Raw genomic sequence first — 14,627 nt, 5'->3', positions numbered from 1 at the left:
AGTGCTTATTCAGCGCTGTTTCGTAAATCATAGATCGCGTCAGCGATGGCGACAAATTCAGCGAGAGAGAGGCGCTCAGGGCGTAATCCAGGATCAATACCCAAGGCTTCAAGTTGCTCGCCGGTAATCCAACCCTTCATATTGTTACGCAGAGTTTTACGTCGCTGACTGAAACCGGTTCTGACAACGTCAGCCAACAGCTCAGCACTTTTTGCTTGTATGGGTAGCGTTTTGTGCGGAATCAATCTAACAATGGCGGAATCGACCTTCGGTGCCGGATTAAAGGCGCCGGGCGGTACGATAAAGAGCTTCTCTACCTGACAGTAGTACTGCGCCATTATGCCAAGGCGGCCGTAGTGATTTTCACCCGGCTGTGCAGCTAGACGTTCCACCACCTCTTTCTGCAGCATGAAGTGCATGTCGCTGATCAATCCTGAAAAACTCAAGAGATGGAAAATCAGCGGCGTTGAGATGTTGTAGGGCAGGTTGCCGATCACGCGAAGTGGGCGCTCATCTTGTTGCAGTGACGAGAAGTCAAACTTGAGAGCATCCGCCTCGTGAATCTTAAACTTATCTTCATACCTAAAAAACTTGGTACGCAGGACTGGGACGAGATCACGGTCTAACTCTACCGCTTCCAGCGCACCGGCGAGCTCTAGAATCTCTTCTGTAAGTGCACCTAAACCGGGACCAATCTCAACGAGGTGCTCTTCAGGTTTTGGATTAATCGCAGAGATGATACGACCAATAATAGTAGGGTCGTGCAGAAAGTTCTGACCGAAACGTTTGCGGGCCACGTGCCCAGGGTTTTTACTGCTCATATCAACCTATGATTGTTTACGGTTAGAAGCCATCTCGGCAGCATAACTAAGGGCGGTCTGCAAAGAGCCTGCATCGGCTCTGCCTGTGCCGGCAAGATCCAACGCGGTGCCGTGATCGACTGAGGTGCGCACAATAGGCAGACCCAAGGTGATGTTCACTGCTTGGCCAAACCCTTTGTACTTGAGAACCGGCAGCCCTTGGTCGTGGTACATCGCAAGCACCGCATCAGCGTCTTTTAGATGAAGTTCGGTGAAGAGCGTATCGGCAGGGAGTGGGCCAATCAGGTTAACACCCTGTTCCCGGTAGCTATTCAATACCGGTTCGATCGTGTCGATCTCTTCACGTCCCATATGGCCGCCTTCGCCAGCATGGGGGTTTAAGCCTGCAACCAAGACGCTGGGTTTGTCACAACCAAAGTAGTGCTTCAGATCATCCAACAGAATATCGATGACCGAACGAAGTAGCGGTTGCGTTACCGCTTGAGGCACTTCAGATAATGGCAGGTGTGTCGTTGTAAGAGCAACTCGTAGCCCTTCGGTCGCCAACATCATAACAACCTGATCGACGTCACAACGCGATTGTAGAAACTCTGTATGGCCTGTGAAGGGGTAACCGGCATCATTGATAACACCCTTATGAACCGGTGCTGTGCAGATGGCATCAAACATGCCACCCAAAGCCCCGTCTACAGCTAAACGAAGGGTATTCAGAACATAGACGCTATTGAGCGGATCCAGTTGGCCTGGAATAACATCGGCATTCGATGGGGTGCCAATGTAAAAGAGCTCTCCAGGCTGACAGCCAACGGCAGGCTGGTCTGGATCAAACTCATGCAGTTTGATCGGCAAGCCTAAGAGTTTTGCGCGATCGACAATAATGTCAGGGTCACAGATGATGACCAGTTGGTGCTCAGAGCCTTGCTGGGCAATCTGAACACAAAGGTCTGGACCGATGCCGGCCGGCTCGCCCGGGGTCAGTGCAATTCGAAGAGCCACTACTTCACCTTAATGTCGACGTAGGCTTCTGAGCGAAGTTCACGTAACCAAGTGGAGAGTGCTTCATCGTACTTACGTTTACGGATTTCTGAGCGGGCTTGGTTTTCACGCATCTCAGTGGTGAAGTCCTGTTGGCGACGCTCTTGTACTTGTACAATGTGCCAGCCAAAGCGGGATTCGAAAGGCTCGCTCACCTCATTAATAGCCAGTTTGTCCATCTGCTGTTCAAACTCAACAACCATCTTGCCCGGTTGTATCCAGCCCAGTTCACCACCCAATGAGCCGCTGCCCGGGTCATCGCTGTAGCGGCGCGCCAACTCTTCAAATGGCTCGCCCTCTTTGTATCGTGAGTAGAGCTCTTCAGCGAAGGCTTGAGCCTGTGCTGATGTGCGAATCTCTGAAGGGGCTACCAAAATGTGGCGTGCTCGAGTTTCTGTTACCAGTGTGGCTTGATCGCCACGACGCTCGCGCAACTGCAGTAGGTTAAAGCCTGAAGGGGTTCTAACCACTTTAGAGACTTCGCCATTTGATAGACCCGACACAGCAGAGAATATTTGGGTCGGTAGCTCTTGTGCTTTACGCCAACCCAGGTCACCGCCATTAAGCGCATTGGGTGCGTCCGAGCTGCGTACTGCTAGATCCGCAAAATTAGCGCCTTGATCCAGTTCGGCTTTGAGTTGGTTGGCGCGATCTTGAGCAGATTTAATCTGCTCTGGCGACGCAGGTGAAGGAAGAGCGACTAGAATGTTGCTCAGTAGATATTCACTGCGGTCTTGGTTCTTCGCCAGATCTGAATTGAGATAGTTCTGAACCTCTTGGTCCGTTACGCTGACTCGACGGTTGACGTTGCTCTGCTGAACACGGCTGATGATCAGTTCACGGTGAATCTGATCACGCACCTGCTGATAGTCACGTCCTTCGTTGATTAACGCTTTACGGAAATCACTCAGGGATAGATTGTTCTGCTGAGCGATGCGGTTCATCGTACTGTTCAGCTCACTATCACTGACGCGAATGCCTTGGCGCTCAGCCAGTTGCAGTTGAATACTCTCAATGATCAGCTGCTCTTTAACCTGATTAGCCAAAACCTCAGCGGGTGGTAGCTGAGCTTTACGCGCCGTTAATTGAGCACGGATATCACGAATTCGCTGATCCACTTCAGAGCTCATGATGATGCTTTCGTTAACTACGACGGCAACACGGTCCAGTGCAACGGGCTCTGCAAGCAAGGAGCTGCTTGAGAGGGCAAAAATCGCCGATGCGATCAAATGTTTAAAAGTTGTCACGGTCATCCTCGTTATAACCCGTTAAATCCTCAAGGAACTGACGACCTTCGCTCTGGCCAAAGGCGCCCAGACCGCGAAGAATGAATTGAATGTAGAACTTGTTCTCACGTTCGAAATCGCTGCTGCCGTCGACAATGCTTCGCTGTCCGGTAAAGCGGACCTTCCAACAGCAGTTTTCGTACTCGATACCGGCAAGCGTCTCTAGGTTTTCAGACTCTTTGATATCTTGGGTGTATCGTGCAACGCCGCTCCACTCTGTCGTGATCGGCCAACGCGTGGCCAGATCGATCTGGTTGAAGGTGTTGTTGCCGTCACTGCTCTGCGTTTTACGTAGGTTTGCGTAGAGTAGTCGCTCATCATCTGGACGGTAGTAGGCACGATAGTTTTCGGTCAGTAGCGCAGCTGTTTCACGATCAATGCGCGAGTCATGGCTCAGCGTCAGCACTTCAGAGGGCTTCCAGCTGGCGTAGACAGCGTAATCCGATTGATCTGCTGTACCGGTTGAATCGCCTGGGCGAGCATCGTGATCACCAAAGTAGTGAGCCTGTGCAATGCCTGCCGAGATCAGCTCACGCCCCGTTAGACTGTAGACTTTGCTCTCTAGGCCTAGGGTTGCTTGATCGGTATGGCTAACTCGGTCATTACCGGAGTGGCCCAAATTATCGAACAGGTTGCCGTAGCTAAAGCCAAGGGGATTTTTGCCAGAGTCAAAGAATGAATTATCGCCATCTATCAGAGTATTTGTGTTGTCACCATCAACATGTATCAGTTTGATGCGTGGCTCTAGCGTCTGAGTGGCAATCTCGCCCTGACGTTCAAAGATCAGGCCTGAATCCAACGAGGCAAACAGGTTGGTGTGCGACGCACTGCTATTATCTGAGAAGTCATAGCTTGAGTGCCAAACGCCCGCTTCAGGTCGTAGGTAACCCCAAGTGGTCTCCGCGCTGTAACCGATTGACTGGCGGGCATGAAGACGACTGCCGTCGGTTGCGCTCTCATTGGTTGAATCAAACTGTGTGTACTGCACGGCGAGATTCAGCACTGTCTCATTCAGACTTTGGCTGGTACTGAAGTTGAGCTGAGGCATGCGCTTGTAGCTGGTTGAGTTATCTAGAATCTGATAATCATTAACCAGTGCCGATGCACTCCAGCCATTACCGCTATAGGCTACTTGAGCACGCTGAGACAGAACATCAGCAGCCGGTACCGCAAGCGTTACCGGCGTTAGGTCGTCAAAGTAGTTGTCATCACTGACGCGAGTGAAGCTGACATCACTCGACCAGTTGGGTGCCGGAGTGCCGGTATGATTGAAGTCGATCAACCAACGTTCACTCCCCTGAAGATCATCATCGGGAAGCCAGCTGGTATTCAGCGTGTTCATGCTGAAGCTGTTGAGGTAGCGCGCCTCGTTTTCAAACAGCACACCACGCTGTTCGATGATGCGCGTCGTTAGCGTGTCATCGATGTTAGGCGCAATGTTGAAGTAGTAGGGCAGAGCCAGATCGTAACCATCCTGCTCGCTGGTGCTGAGGGATGGATAGAGTAGGCCCGTTCTGCGCGTGTCATTCAATGGCCAGTAGAAGTAGGGCAGGTAGAAGACCGGTACACCAGCAACTTCAAAGCGGGTATTCCACGCCTCTCCATACCCCTCTTGAGGATAGAGCTCCATCTGCGCAGCTCGAATACCCCAATCGTTATTACCCGGTTCACAGTAGGTAATCAGTGTATCTTCGGCTTCAACTCGCTGATCACCAAAGCGAGTCATCGATTCTGCATCACCGCGCATATGTTGATCATGCATGACGAAACGCGCTTCATTGGCGATGGCGATCTTATTGTTCAGGTCAGCAGACATGGCATCTGCAGTCATCAACAGGTTGGGTTCACGGTAACGCACATCGCCACGCAGTAGGGCTTGTCGCGATTGCGCTTCAAACTCGGCAAGGTTGGACTTAATCTGGCGACCAGACTCTTCGATGATGACGTTGCCACGTAAAATGGATAAGCCATCGAGATCGGCATCGGACTCATCAGCGTTGATGACGGTGCTGCTCTCTTCGTTACCGGGAGCCAGATCGCCAACCCAGATGTCAGGCTCATCATAACGACCTTTGCAGACCAACCCTTCAGCATCCAGAGGTGCTAAACGTACCCAGTCTAGATTGATGTCACGTCGATCATCGCTTGGGTCACGAATGATGGCCCGAGCTGGAAGAGTGACTGCCTCAATCGGCTCATCTGTCGCTTCGCTCGTTGCAGTCGTTGCAACAGCTTTTGTGTCAGGCTCTGGTTTAGCGTCCGTTTTAACGGGTGCAGGTTTGGCGGCGATTTTCTGTTCTGGTTTCTGCTCTGGCTCGGCGGTCAGAGCATTTTTGGGCTCTTGCTCTTTTTTGGGCTCTGGCAGCGGTTTAGGCAGCGGTTTTGTGATCTGTGCTTCGATCGCATCTTCAGTTGCTGAGATGCGAGTTAACGGAACCGGTTCAGGTTTGTAATCGGCAGAAGCGCCACAGCTCCAACCTCGGTCAGTCTGCTGACAGTCCCAGGCGCCCGCTGCATTAGCGGCGTTTGAACCACCTGCAACAACCAAGCCTAAAATGATTTTTGTAATTGCGTTTTTTTCGAAGGGCATTGAATGCGATCCGCTGGCTACCGAGACGACGTTTAAGTAGCCTCAAAAGTCGAGTAATATTGGGCACTTATAATAAAGATTCCCGCTCTTCAGTACCAGAGGTTAACGTAAATGGGTTCGCGCCAAGCGCAATTAAAAAACTGGGCTAGACAGGTTTGGCCCTATGCCGATCGCGACCAGCTAGAGATTACCCCTGTCAGCGGTGATGCCAGTTTCCGTCGATACTTCCGTGCGGCGACGCCAACAGCAAAGTTAATCGCTGTGGATGCTCCTCCAGAGAAAGAGAATTCAGAGCCATTTGTGCGTATCGCTAAAGAGTGGTCTGAAAAAGGCATTCATGTGCCTGAAGTGGTGGCTGATGATCTTGCTTTAGGCTTTATGCTGCTGGAGGATTTTGCTGATCAGCAGCTCTTAGATCGCCTGAAATCCGAAGGTGATGCGTCCTATCTTCAGGCATTAGAGACGCTGTTGGGTATTCAGATGCTGCCGGCTGAGGGCTTGCCCAACTATGATGCCGCCGTGCTGACACGTGAGATGAATCTTTTCCCAGAGTGGTTCTTAGGTGAGATGCTTGGCATCACAGAGGGCTGGGATAGCCTTCTAGAGAAGACCTATCAGCAGTTGATCGAATCGGCGTTCAGTCAACCTCAAGTTTGTGTGCATCGCGACTATCACTCGCGCAATCTAATGCCGTTAGTCGATGGCGGACTGGGTGTGATCGATTTTCAGGATGCATTGATCGGTCCTGTCACCTATGACTTGGTGTCACTGTTACGTGATAGCTACATCGAGTGGCCAGAGTCAGTCGTCGCTGAGTGGGTAGAAAACTACCGCCTCATGCTGATGGATGTCGGTTTCTCTTTGCCAGACTCAGCAGGTTTTAAAAAACTCTTCGATCTGATGGGGATGCAACGTCAGCTCAAGGTGTTGGGTATCTTCTCCAGACTCTACCTGCGTGATGGGAAATCGGGCTACCTTAAAGATATTCCGTTGACCTTCGAATACCTCTACCGAGCCGCGTCGGCCCATTCGGAATTCTCCGATTTAAAAGAGGCGCTATCAGGGCTGATACCCGCCATGCGTCAACACGAGCTGCTTGGCCAGTACATCGCTTCAGATTGGCCTAAAGAGTGGCCAAAACTGTGAAAGCTATGATTTTAGCAGCGGGCTTGGGAACTCGGATGCGCCCGCTGACACTGACAACCCCCAAGCCTTTGATACTGGCTTTGGGAAAGCCTTTAATTGTTTATCAGATCGAAAATCTGGTGCGCGCGGGCATCACCGATATTGTGATTAATCACGCTTGGCTCGGTGAGCAGATTGAGCAGACACTGGGCAGTGGTGAGCAGTTTGGTTGCTCATTGCGTTATTCTGCCGAGCAGGAGCCTCTTGAGACGGCAGGTGGTATTCGTAAAGCACTGCCTATGCTCAAAACAGAGGGCTCAGATCAGCCGTTTCTTCTGGTCAATGGGGATGTCTACCTCTCCCAAGAGTACTCAGAACTGGATTTAACTCTGGATTCAGACGACCTGGCTAAACTCTGGTTGGTTGATAATCCAAGCTGGCACATTGATGGCGACTTTGCCTTGTCAGATCAGCGAGTCTTACTTCAGGGTGATGAAAAGCTGACTTTTGCGGGTGTGAGTCTGTTACGACCTTCACAGTTTGATGCGTTGGCGCTTAACGAAAAAGCGGCATTAGCGCCGCTTTTACGCAGAATGATAGAGCAGTCTAAAGTGGCCGGTGCTAAGCTAGGCGGATATTGGAATGATGTGGGTACGGTGGATCGCCTTGCCGATGTTGAAACCTTTTTGAAAGAGGCGGGTTGATGAATCCTCAAGCCATAGGCGAACAAATTTTTCGATACCGTACCGGTGTAGTGTTAGGTGCACTGGTAGGCCTGTTTACCGGTGGTATCTGGGGTCTGATTTTTGGTGGTTTTTTAGGCTTTCAGTTAGAGCGTGGCATTCGTTCAGCCAAGCAGATGGCACCACAGTTAATCTTCTTCCGAGCGACCTTTGCCGTCATGGGGCGTATCGCAAAAGCGGATGGGCGGGTGACCGAAGATGAGATCGCATACGCCCGCTCCGTGATGGATCGAATGCAACTCGATGAGTCCAAGCGCCGAGAGGCGATAGAGTACTTTACCGAGGGTAAGTCCCCAGACTTTGATCTGGATCCACTGTTGCGCCCACTTGCTGCAGTCTTTAGACATCGTAACGACCTGCGCATGATCTTTTTTGAATTGCAGATGGCAGCGGCTTTTGCCGATGGTGAAATCAGCGATGCTGAGCGTTTGGTGATTGTCGATATCTGTCAGCGACTGGGTCTTAAACGCGATGCCATTGATGCTCTGATTCGTCGAATGCAGGCGCAAAGCAGCTTTCATCAGCACTGGCAGGGCGGTGCACCGACTCAGCAGCGTATCGATGAGGCCTATGGTGTACTCGGTGTGGATGCCAGTGCCACCGATGCACAGGTAAAACGGGCTTGGCGTAAGCTGATGAGTCAGCACCACCCCGATAAGCTGGTCTCAAAAGGTTTGCCAGAAGAGATGATGCAGCTGGCTAAAGAGAAGGCACAAGAGATCCAGACGGCCTATGACCTGATTCGAGAGGTCCGCAAAGCCAGTTAACGGCCCATTAAAAGAGTCTTCAGTTTTTCTTTCTGTTGTCTCTTTTAGCTCTCACTTAAAATGAACGAAATTAAACAGCTAGGTTAGACCCATGAAAGATTTTTTGATTGCCCCTTCGATATTGTCAGCGGATTTTGCTCGCTTAGGTGAAGAGGTTGAAAACGTATTGGAAGCAGGCGCCGATATTGTCCACTTCGATGTGATGGATAATCACTACGTTCCTAACCTAACCATCGGCCCAATGGTCTGTAAGGCACTGGTTAACCATGGCATAAAAGCGCCGATTGATGTGCATTTGATGGTTAAGCCGGTCGATCGTCTGATCGGTGACTTCATTGACGCTGGCGCTAGTTATATCACCTTCCACCCTGAAGCGTCTGAACATATCGATCGCTCACTGCAGATGGTGCGTGACGGTGGTTGTAAGTCAGGTCTTGTGTTTAACCCAGCGACACCGCTGCACTACCTTGATCATGTCATGGATAAAGTGGACATGATTCTTCTAATGTCGGTGAACCCAGGTTTTGGTGGTCAGAAGTTCATTCCAGGAACGCTGGATAAATTGCGTGAAGCACGTCGTCGTATTGATGAGTCTGGTCTGGATATCCGACTGGAGATAGACGGTGGTGTAACGACCAGTAATATTGCAGAGATCGCTAAAGCGGGTGCCGATACGTTCGTTGCAGGCTCTGCGATCTTCAATACCGATGACTACAAAGCAACCATCGACACAATGCGAGCGGAGCTAGCTACCACGCGATGAGACTCTTTGCCGATCAAGCGCCCAAGCTCATCATGTTAGATCTGGATGGAACTCTAGTCGATTCCGTTCCAGATCTTACCGTCGCGGTTGATCAGATGTTGAAAGCTGTTGGTAAACCCGAGGCGGGTGATGCCAAAATTCGAACCTGGGTTGGTAATGGTGCGCATGCGCTGGTCGCTAGGGCGCTGTCGGATGCAATGGACTATCCAGCTGATCTTCAAAATACGCCGGAGTATCAGCACGCCTATCAGTTGTTTCTTCACTACTACGAAGCGTCTAATGGCGTGACGGCTTGTACCTACCCTGGGGTTAAAGAGGCGCTAGCGCGTTGGAGTCAAAAAGGCATTAAGCTGGCGGTTGTTACTAATAAGCCTATGCAGTTCACAACACCATTAATTGAAGGGGTGGGTATTGCTCATCTGTTTGATTTTGTGAGCGGTGGCGACTCGCTACCTAAACGTAAGCCCGAACCTGATCAGTTACTGGATATCATGGTTAAAGCGGGTGTGAATGCCGACGAATCGCTCATGGTGGGTGACTCTTCCAATGACATTAATGCCGCTCATGCTGCCGGCGTAGCCGCTCTGGCAGTGCCTTACGGATACAATCATGGGCGCCCTATTGAAGAGTGCAACCCAGATCAAGTAGTCGAGTCACTGGACTCTTTTCACCACTAATTGGCTATTAACTTTCAAGGATTGATGGTTAGCGCTTTATGGATAAGCTCTCCTTTTCGCTGTTCATTATTTTTGCTGGTCTGGGCAGTGGCTACCTGCTGCGCAGAGTCGTTGAAGCGTCTCTTATTAGGCTCCCTTTTGCGTTAACAACACTCAGTCGTGTGACGCGTGATTTAGGTATCATGGTGATGATACCCATCGCCTTTCTATTAGCGATCTGGGTGCTCGAGTTTACCGATACGACTCTGCTGGCACTGCCTTTGATCTGCCTATTTGCTTTGATAGTCGGCGGTCTGTTGGGGTATGGCTTAGGGCTATTGAATAAACAGGATCGTCCCGGTCGCGCTGTGATGGGTCTAACCACCAGCTTTACCAACATTGGTGCCATGGGCTCCTTGGTGGTCTACCTCTTTTTGGGTGAAGCAGGTTTTGCATTGGTTACCCTCTATCGCCTGTTTGAGGAGATCTTCTATTTTTTGGTGGGGTATCCGGTCGCGCAGTGGGTTTCAGGTAAAGGGAGTGAGGGGCTGACTCGTTTTCAGCGACTCATTAAGGTGATTAAGCAGCCATTTCTTATCGCCATTTTAACGGCGTTTAGCCTTGGGTTTCTGTTTAACCTCAGCGGAATAGACCGCCCTCTATTTCTAGACAGTGCGAATGATTGGGTCATTCCGATCGGGACCTTCAGTATGCTGGTGTCGGTCGGCTTGGGATTGAAAGTGACCAGTATCGCGCGCTACGCCAAATATTCACTGCAAGTGGCCATTACCCGCGTCACTCTGGTACCGCTGTTGACCCTCTCTATGGCCTGGTTGGTTGGATTGGGCGAATACGCCGGTGGCTTGGCGCTCGGCGTCGTGTTGATATTGAGCTCCATGCCCCCTGCGGTCAACTCAGTGGTAGCCAGCGCCTATTACGATTTGGATGTTGATCTGGCCAACTCAAACTGGATTGTCTCTACGTTTTCGATGGCGCTGGTGGTCCCTTGGCTCTACTTCGCTCTGCATTTAATGCAATTGGTTTAGTGATCGCCCAAAAGGCTAAGGAATTTACTCTAAAGAGGTTGCGAACCCGATTGGGATTGGGCATCGTACAGCATCACCAAAAGATAACAGCGATTGCTATAACAGTTGCGCGTGCACTGCAGGCACGAAGAAAGGAAATACCATGGATATTAAAGAGGCATTAGCCCTAGTTGTTGCGGGACATCACCTATCGCGTGATGAGATGACCGCGGCTATGCGCCAGATCATGACAGGCGAGGCGACCGACGCTCAGATCGGTGCTTTTCTAACAGCGCTTCGCATTAAAGGCGAAACGGTAGAAGAGATTACCGCAGCAGCCGATGTTATGCGCTCTCTAGCAGTGCCGGTGAGTGTCACAGACCCTCAAGCAGTCGACATTGTTGGTACCGGCGGTGATGGTTCAAACCTGTTTAATGTCTCTTCTGCGACCTCGTTTGTTGTCGCAGCTGCGGGCGGTACTGTAGCAAAGCATGGTAATCGTTCGGTCTCTTCAAAATCAGGTGCTGCAGATCTTCTTGAGGCGGCGGGTATTCACTTGGCGCTGAACCCAGAGCAGGTTGCTCGCTGTATTGATGAGGTGGGAGTCGGCTTTATGTTTGCGCCTCAGCATCACAGTGCGATGAAGCATGCCATCGGTCCTCGTCGTGAGTTGGCGATGCGTACGCTGTTTAATGTTCTAGGTCCTCTGACCAACCCAGCGGGTGCCAAACACTACCTCATGGGTGTGTTTGATGAGTCTCTGTGTCGTCCAATGGCTGAAGCCTTGCGCAGTTTGGGTGCCGTACACGCTTTGGTTGTTCACTCTAATGATGGTCTGGATGAGATCTCGCTGGCGACTACTACGCAAGTAGCCGAGCTTAAAGATGGTGAAGTAACAGAGTACGAAATTACAGCCGAAAGCGCGGGTCTTGAAGCACAAACCCTAGAAGGTTTGCAGGTGGCTGATGCGAACGAAAGTCTTGCTCTGATTCGAGCAGCGATGAGTGGCGCCAACCCTAAAGCGGCCGATATGGTAGCGCTGAATGCGGGTGCTGCACTCTACGCAGCGGACAAGGTTGAGTCACTCAAAGCGGGTGTCCAGTTGGCGGTGGAGACGATCGCATCCGGTGCGGCGTTAGCGAAAATGGAAGAGCTGGCTCGTTTCAGTCAGGCGTTTAAGGAAGCCTAATGTCAAATATCCCTACGGTACTAACCCGAATTATTGATCGTAAATTTGAAGAGATTGCCGAGCGTTCAGAGCAGGTCTCTATCACTGATCTGAAAGCTCAAATCGAAGCGAACCGAGGCGGTGCCACTGATCCGCGCGGTTTCGTGAAATCGATGCGAAATGCATTGGCAGAAGGTCGCTCGGCCGTCATTGCTGAGATTAAAAAAGCGAGCCCCAGTAAAGGGGTGCTACGTGAACAGTTCCACCCAGCTGATATCGCGCAATCTTATGCCGTCGGCGGTGCAAGTTGTCTGTCGGTATTGACCGATGTTGATTTCTTTCAGGGGGCTACTGAGTACCTACAGCAGGCTCGTGCAGCCTGTTCGCTACCGGTCATTCGCAAAGACTTTATTGTCGATGAGTACCAGGTCTATGAAGCGCGTGCTATGGGTGCGGATTGTATACTGCTGATCGTCTCGGCGCTGGATGATGCCAAAATGAAAGAGCTCAACGACCTAGCTATATCGCTGGGTATGGATGTGCTAATCGAAGTGCACGATCGTGACGAGCTGCTCCGTTCTCTGCCGCTGGGCAACACCCTAGTGGGTATTAATAACCGTAACTTGCACACCTTTGACGTTAGCTTAGATGCCACCATACAGCTGTTGGCGGACATTCCTGATGATCGTATTGTAGTCACCGAGAGTGGTATTTTAGGGCCCGACGATGTGGCGCTAATGCGTCAGCATCAGGTTAACTCCTTCTTGGTGGGTGAGGCATTTATGCGTGCCGACGTGCCGGGTGAACGTCTGGCTGAGCTGTTTAAATAAAAGGATTTTATTATGCACGTTGAAGTGAGCTGGGAAGGGAAAGAGCGTTTTAAAGCGATTACCGACTCTAAGTTTGAAGCACATATTGATCGTGATTTAGAGACTGGGCCGCGTCCAATGGAATACATCCTGGTTGGCTTAGGTGGCTGTGCCAGTGTTGATGTCATGAGCATTCTGAAAAAAGCGCGCCAAGATGTGGTGAGCTGTGTTGCCTCCATTGATGCTGAGCGAGCAGACGCTGTGCCTGCTGTCTTCACTAAGATCCATCTGACCTTTAAGGTCACTGGCCACAATCTTAAACCGGCCGCGGTTGAGCGCGCGGCTCGTTTATCGGCAGAGCAGTACTGTTCAGTCTCTAAGATGTTGGAAGGCGGTGGAGTCGAGATTACTCACAGCGTGGAGATCAACGACGTATAATCCCGCACTGGACTTGCAAAAGGGCGCGCAGATCAGTATGATCACGCGTCCTTTTTTATATCAACCTCCTTGCTTTTGGAAAGATCGGCTGTAAAGGGGCCGGTCACTGACGATCCAAAGGCTAATAAACCGTAAGGAGCTACAATGCGTCACTACGAAGTACTGTTCATGGTTCACCCGAACCAGAGCGAGCAAGTGCCTGCAATGATCGAGCGTTACACGACTCTGATCGAAGGCGATAACGGCAAGATCCACCGTCTAGAAGACTGGGGTCGTCGTCAATTGGCTTACTCAATTAACAATGTACACAAAGCACACTACGTTCTTATGAATATCGAAGCTACTCAAGCTGTAATGGACGAGCTAGAAAACTTGTTCCGCTACAACGATGCTGTGCTACGTAACATGGTTATTCGCACTAAAGAAGCGATCACAGAGCCATCTCCAATCAAAGCTGCTGAAGCACGTGAAGAGCGTAAGCCTCGTCGCGAAGAGCGTCCAGCGCCAGCTAAAACTGAAGAAACTGCTCCAGCAGCAGCTTCTGAAGAATAATTTAAGTAGGAGATATTCAGATGGCACGTTTTTTCCGTCGTCGTAAGTTCTGTCGTTTCACTGCAGAAGGCGTTACTGAGATCGATTACAAAGATCTAGACGTCCTAAAAGGTTACATCACTGAAACTGGCAAGATCGTACCTAGCCGTATCACTGGTACTAAAGCTAAGTACCAGCGTCAGCTAGCTACTGCTATCAAGCGCGCTCGCTACGTAGCACTTCTTCCATACACTGACGGTCACGACCGTTAATAGTGATTGATAGCTCTATAGCTATCTTTGGGTGATTGTTTAATTTTTTACTGCAGGTATACCTGCAGCCTAAATGAGGTTTGAGAGATGGAAGTTATCCTCCTCGAGAAGATCGGTAAACTAGGTGCACTAGGCGATAAAGTTAACGTTAAAGCTGGCTTTGGTCGTAACTACCTGATCCCACAAGGTAAAGCAGTTTCTGCAACTGCTGCCAACGTTGCACGCTTCGAAGAGCGTCGTGCTGAACTAGAAGCGGCTGCTGCTGAAGCACTTGCTGCTGCGACTGCACGCGGTGAAGCTCTAGAAGGCAAAGAAGTAACTATCACAGCTACTGCTGGTGATGAAGGTAAACTGTTCGGCTCTATCGGCGCACGTGACATCGCAGAAGCGATCACTGCGGCTGGTGCTGAAGTAGAGAAGAGCGAAGTTCGTCTTCCAAACGGTGTTCTACGTAACATTGGCGAATACGAAATCGTTGTTCAACTACACGCAGAAGTATCTGCTACAGTGAACCTTAAGATCGCTGCTGAGTAATCAGACGCTTTCTTAAAAAAAACCGCGCTTCGGCGCGGTTTTTTTATGCCTAAACAGGTATAGT

The 14,627-nt window shown here is 50.7% G+C and carries 16 protein-coding genes; 12 read left to right on the top strand and 4 right to left on the bottom strand.

The window, feature by feature from the left end; translation table 11 throughout:
- Positions 1-5 precede the first annotated feature (5 nt).
- Genes rsmA through lptD form a run of 4 tightly spaced genes read right to left on the bottom strand, consistent with a single transcriptional unit; the run spans position 6 to position 5,732 of the window.
- Positions 6-821 carry a 16S rRNA (adenine(1518)-N(6)/adenine(1519)-N(6))-dimethyltransferase RsmA gene (gene rsmA, locus XMA127_RS08305; RefSeq protein WP_173481246.1) on the bottom strand — a complete coding sequence of 272 codons (816 nt, stop codon included), beginning with the start codon at positions 819-821 and terminating at the stop codon, positions 6-8.
- Positions 822-827: 6 nt separating this feature from the next.
- Positions 828-1,817: a 4-hydroxythreonine-4-phosphate dehydrogenase PdxA gene (gene pdxA / locus XMA127_RS08300; protein WP_173499132.1), complete on the bottom strand. Its 990-nt coding sequence runs from the start codon at positions 1,815-1,817 to the stop codon at positions 828-830.
- Positions 1,817-3,103, bottom strand: a complete 1,287-nt coding sequence (locus tag XMA127_RS08295; RefSeq protein ID WP_371731525.1) for a peptidylprolyl isomerase — start codon at positions 3,101-3,103, stop codon at positions 1,817-1,819. Before XMA127_RS08295 ends, pdxA begins: the two co-directional genes overlap by 1 nt.
- Entirely contained in the window at positions 3,090-5,732 is a 2,643-nt protein-coding gene (gene lptD, locus XMA127_RS08290) for an LPS-assembly protein LptD (RefSeq protein ID WP_173499131.1), read from the bottom strand. The genes XMA127_RS08295 and lptD overlap by 14 nt, the downstream gene beginning before the upstream one ends.
- Before the next feature lie 111 nt (positions 5,733-5,843).
- On the opposite strand from lptD, the gene XMA127_RS08285 reads away from it, so the two are divergent.
- The 12 genes from XMA127_RS08285 (at position 5,844) to rplI (ending at position 14,563) form a co-directional block, all read left to right on the top strand.
- A complete protein-coding gene (locus XMA127_RS08285) occupies positions 5,844-6,878 on the top strand; it encodes an aminoglycoside phosphotransferase family protein (protein ID WP_173499130.1) in 1,035 nt (344 codons plus the stop codon).
- 5 nt (positions 6,879-6,883) lie between these two features.
- Positions 6,884-7,561 (top strand): N-acetylmuramate alpha-1-phosphate uridylyltransferase MurU, encoded by a 678-nt coding sequence (murU, locus tag XMA127_RS08280; protein WP_217362085.1) that lies wholly within the window; start codon positions 6,884-6,886, stop codon positions 7,559-7,561.
- Positions 7,561-8,367: a co-chaperone DjlA gene (djlA, locus tag XMA127_RS08275; RefSeq protein WP_173499128.1), complete on the top strand. Its 807-nt coding sequence runs from the start codon at positions 7,561-7,563 to the stop codon at positions 8,365-8,367. The genes murU and djlA overlap by 1 nt, the downstream gene beginning before the upstream one ends.
- A 91-nt stretch (positions 8,368-8,458) precedes the next feature.
- Complete coding sequence (gene rpe, locus XMA127_RS08270) at positions 8,459-9,130, top strand: ribulose-phosphate 3-epimerase (protein WP_173483045.1); 672 nt, start codon at positions 8,459-8,461, stop codon at positions 9,128-9,130.
- Positions 9,127-9,807 (top strand): phosphoglycolate phosphatase, encoded by a 681-nt coding sequence (locus tag XMA127_RS08265; protein WP_173481238.1) that lies wholly within the window; start codon positions 9,127-9,129, stop codon positions 9,805-9,807. Before rpe ends, XMA127_RS08265 begins: the two co-directional genes overlap by 4 nt.
- Positions 9,808-9,845: 38 nt before the next feature.
- Positions 9,846-10,832, top strand: a complete 987-nt coding sequence (locus XMA127_RS08260; RefSeq protein ID WP_173499127.1) for an AEC family transporter — start codon at positions 9,846-9,848, stop codon at positions 10,830-10,832.
- A gap of 142 nt (positions 10,833-10,974) precedes the next feature.
- Positions 10,975-12,000 carry an anthranilate phosphoribosyltransferase gene (gene trpD, locus XMA127_RS08255; protein ID WP_173499126.1) on the top strand — a complete coding sequence of 342 codons (1,026 nt, stop codon included), beginning with the start codon at positions 10,975-10,977 and terminating at the stop codon, positions 11,998-12,000.
- Positions 12,000-12,809, top strand: a complete 810-nt coding sequence (trpC, locus tag XMA127_RS08250; protein ID WP_173488681.1) for an indole-3-glycerol phosphate synthase TrpC — start codon at positions 12,000-12,002, stop codon at positions 12,807-12,809. Before trpD ends, trpC begins: the two co-directional genes overlap by 1 nt.
- Positions 12,810-12,821: 12 nt before the next feature.
- A complete protein-coding gene (locus XMA127_RS08245) occupies positions 12,822-13,226 on the top strand; it encodes an OsmC family protein (RefSeq protein WP_173488680.1) in 405 nt (134 codons plus the stop codon).
- 144 nt (positions 13,227-13,370) lie between these two features.
- Positions 13,371-13,778 carry a 30S ribosomal protein S6 gene (rpsF, locus tag XMA127_RS08240; protein ID WP_173481233.1) on the top strand — a complete coding sequence of 136 codons (408 nt, stop codon included), beginning with the start codon at positions 13,371-13,373 and terminating at the stop codon, positions 13,776-13,778.
- A gap of 20 nt (positions 13,779-13,798) precedes the next feature.
- On the top strand, positions 13,799-14,029 hold the full coding sequence (gene rpsR / locus XMA127_RS08235; protein WP_173481232.1) for a 30S ribosomal protein S18: 231 nt from the start codon (positions 13,799-13,801) through the stop codon (positions 14,027-14,029).
- A gap of 87 nt (positions 14,030-14,116) precedes the next feature.
- Positions 14,117-14,563, top strand: a complete 447-nt coding sequence (rplI, locus tag XMA127_RS08230) for a 50S ribosomal protein L9 (protein ID WP_173481231.1) — start codon at positions 14,117-14,119, stop codon at positions 14,561-14,563.
- Positions 14,564-14,627 lie beyond the last annotated feature (64 nt).

The sequence above is a fragment of the Marinobacterium sp. xm-a-127 genome (assembly GCF_013283425.1).
Classification (GTDB): Bacteria; Pseudomonadota; Gammaproteobacteria; order Pseudomonadales; family Balneatricaceae; genus Marinobacterium_E.
The sequence above is the reverse complement of the archived record's forward strand: the minus strand, read 5'-3'. Positions and strand labels throughout refer to the sequence as shown.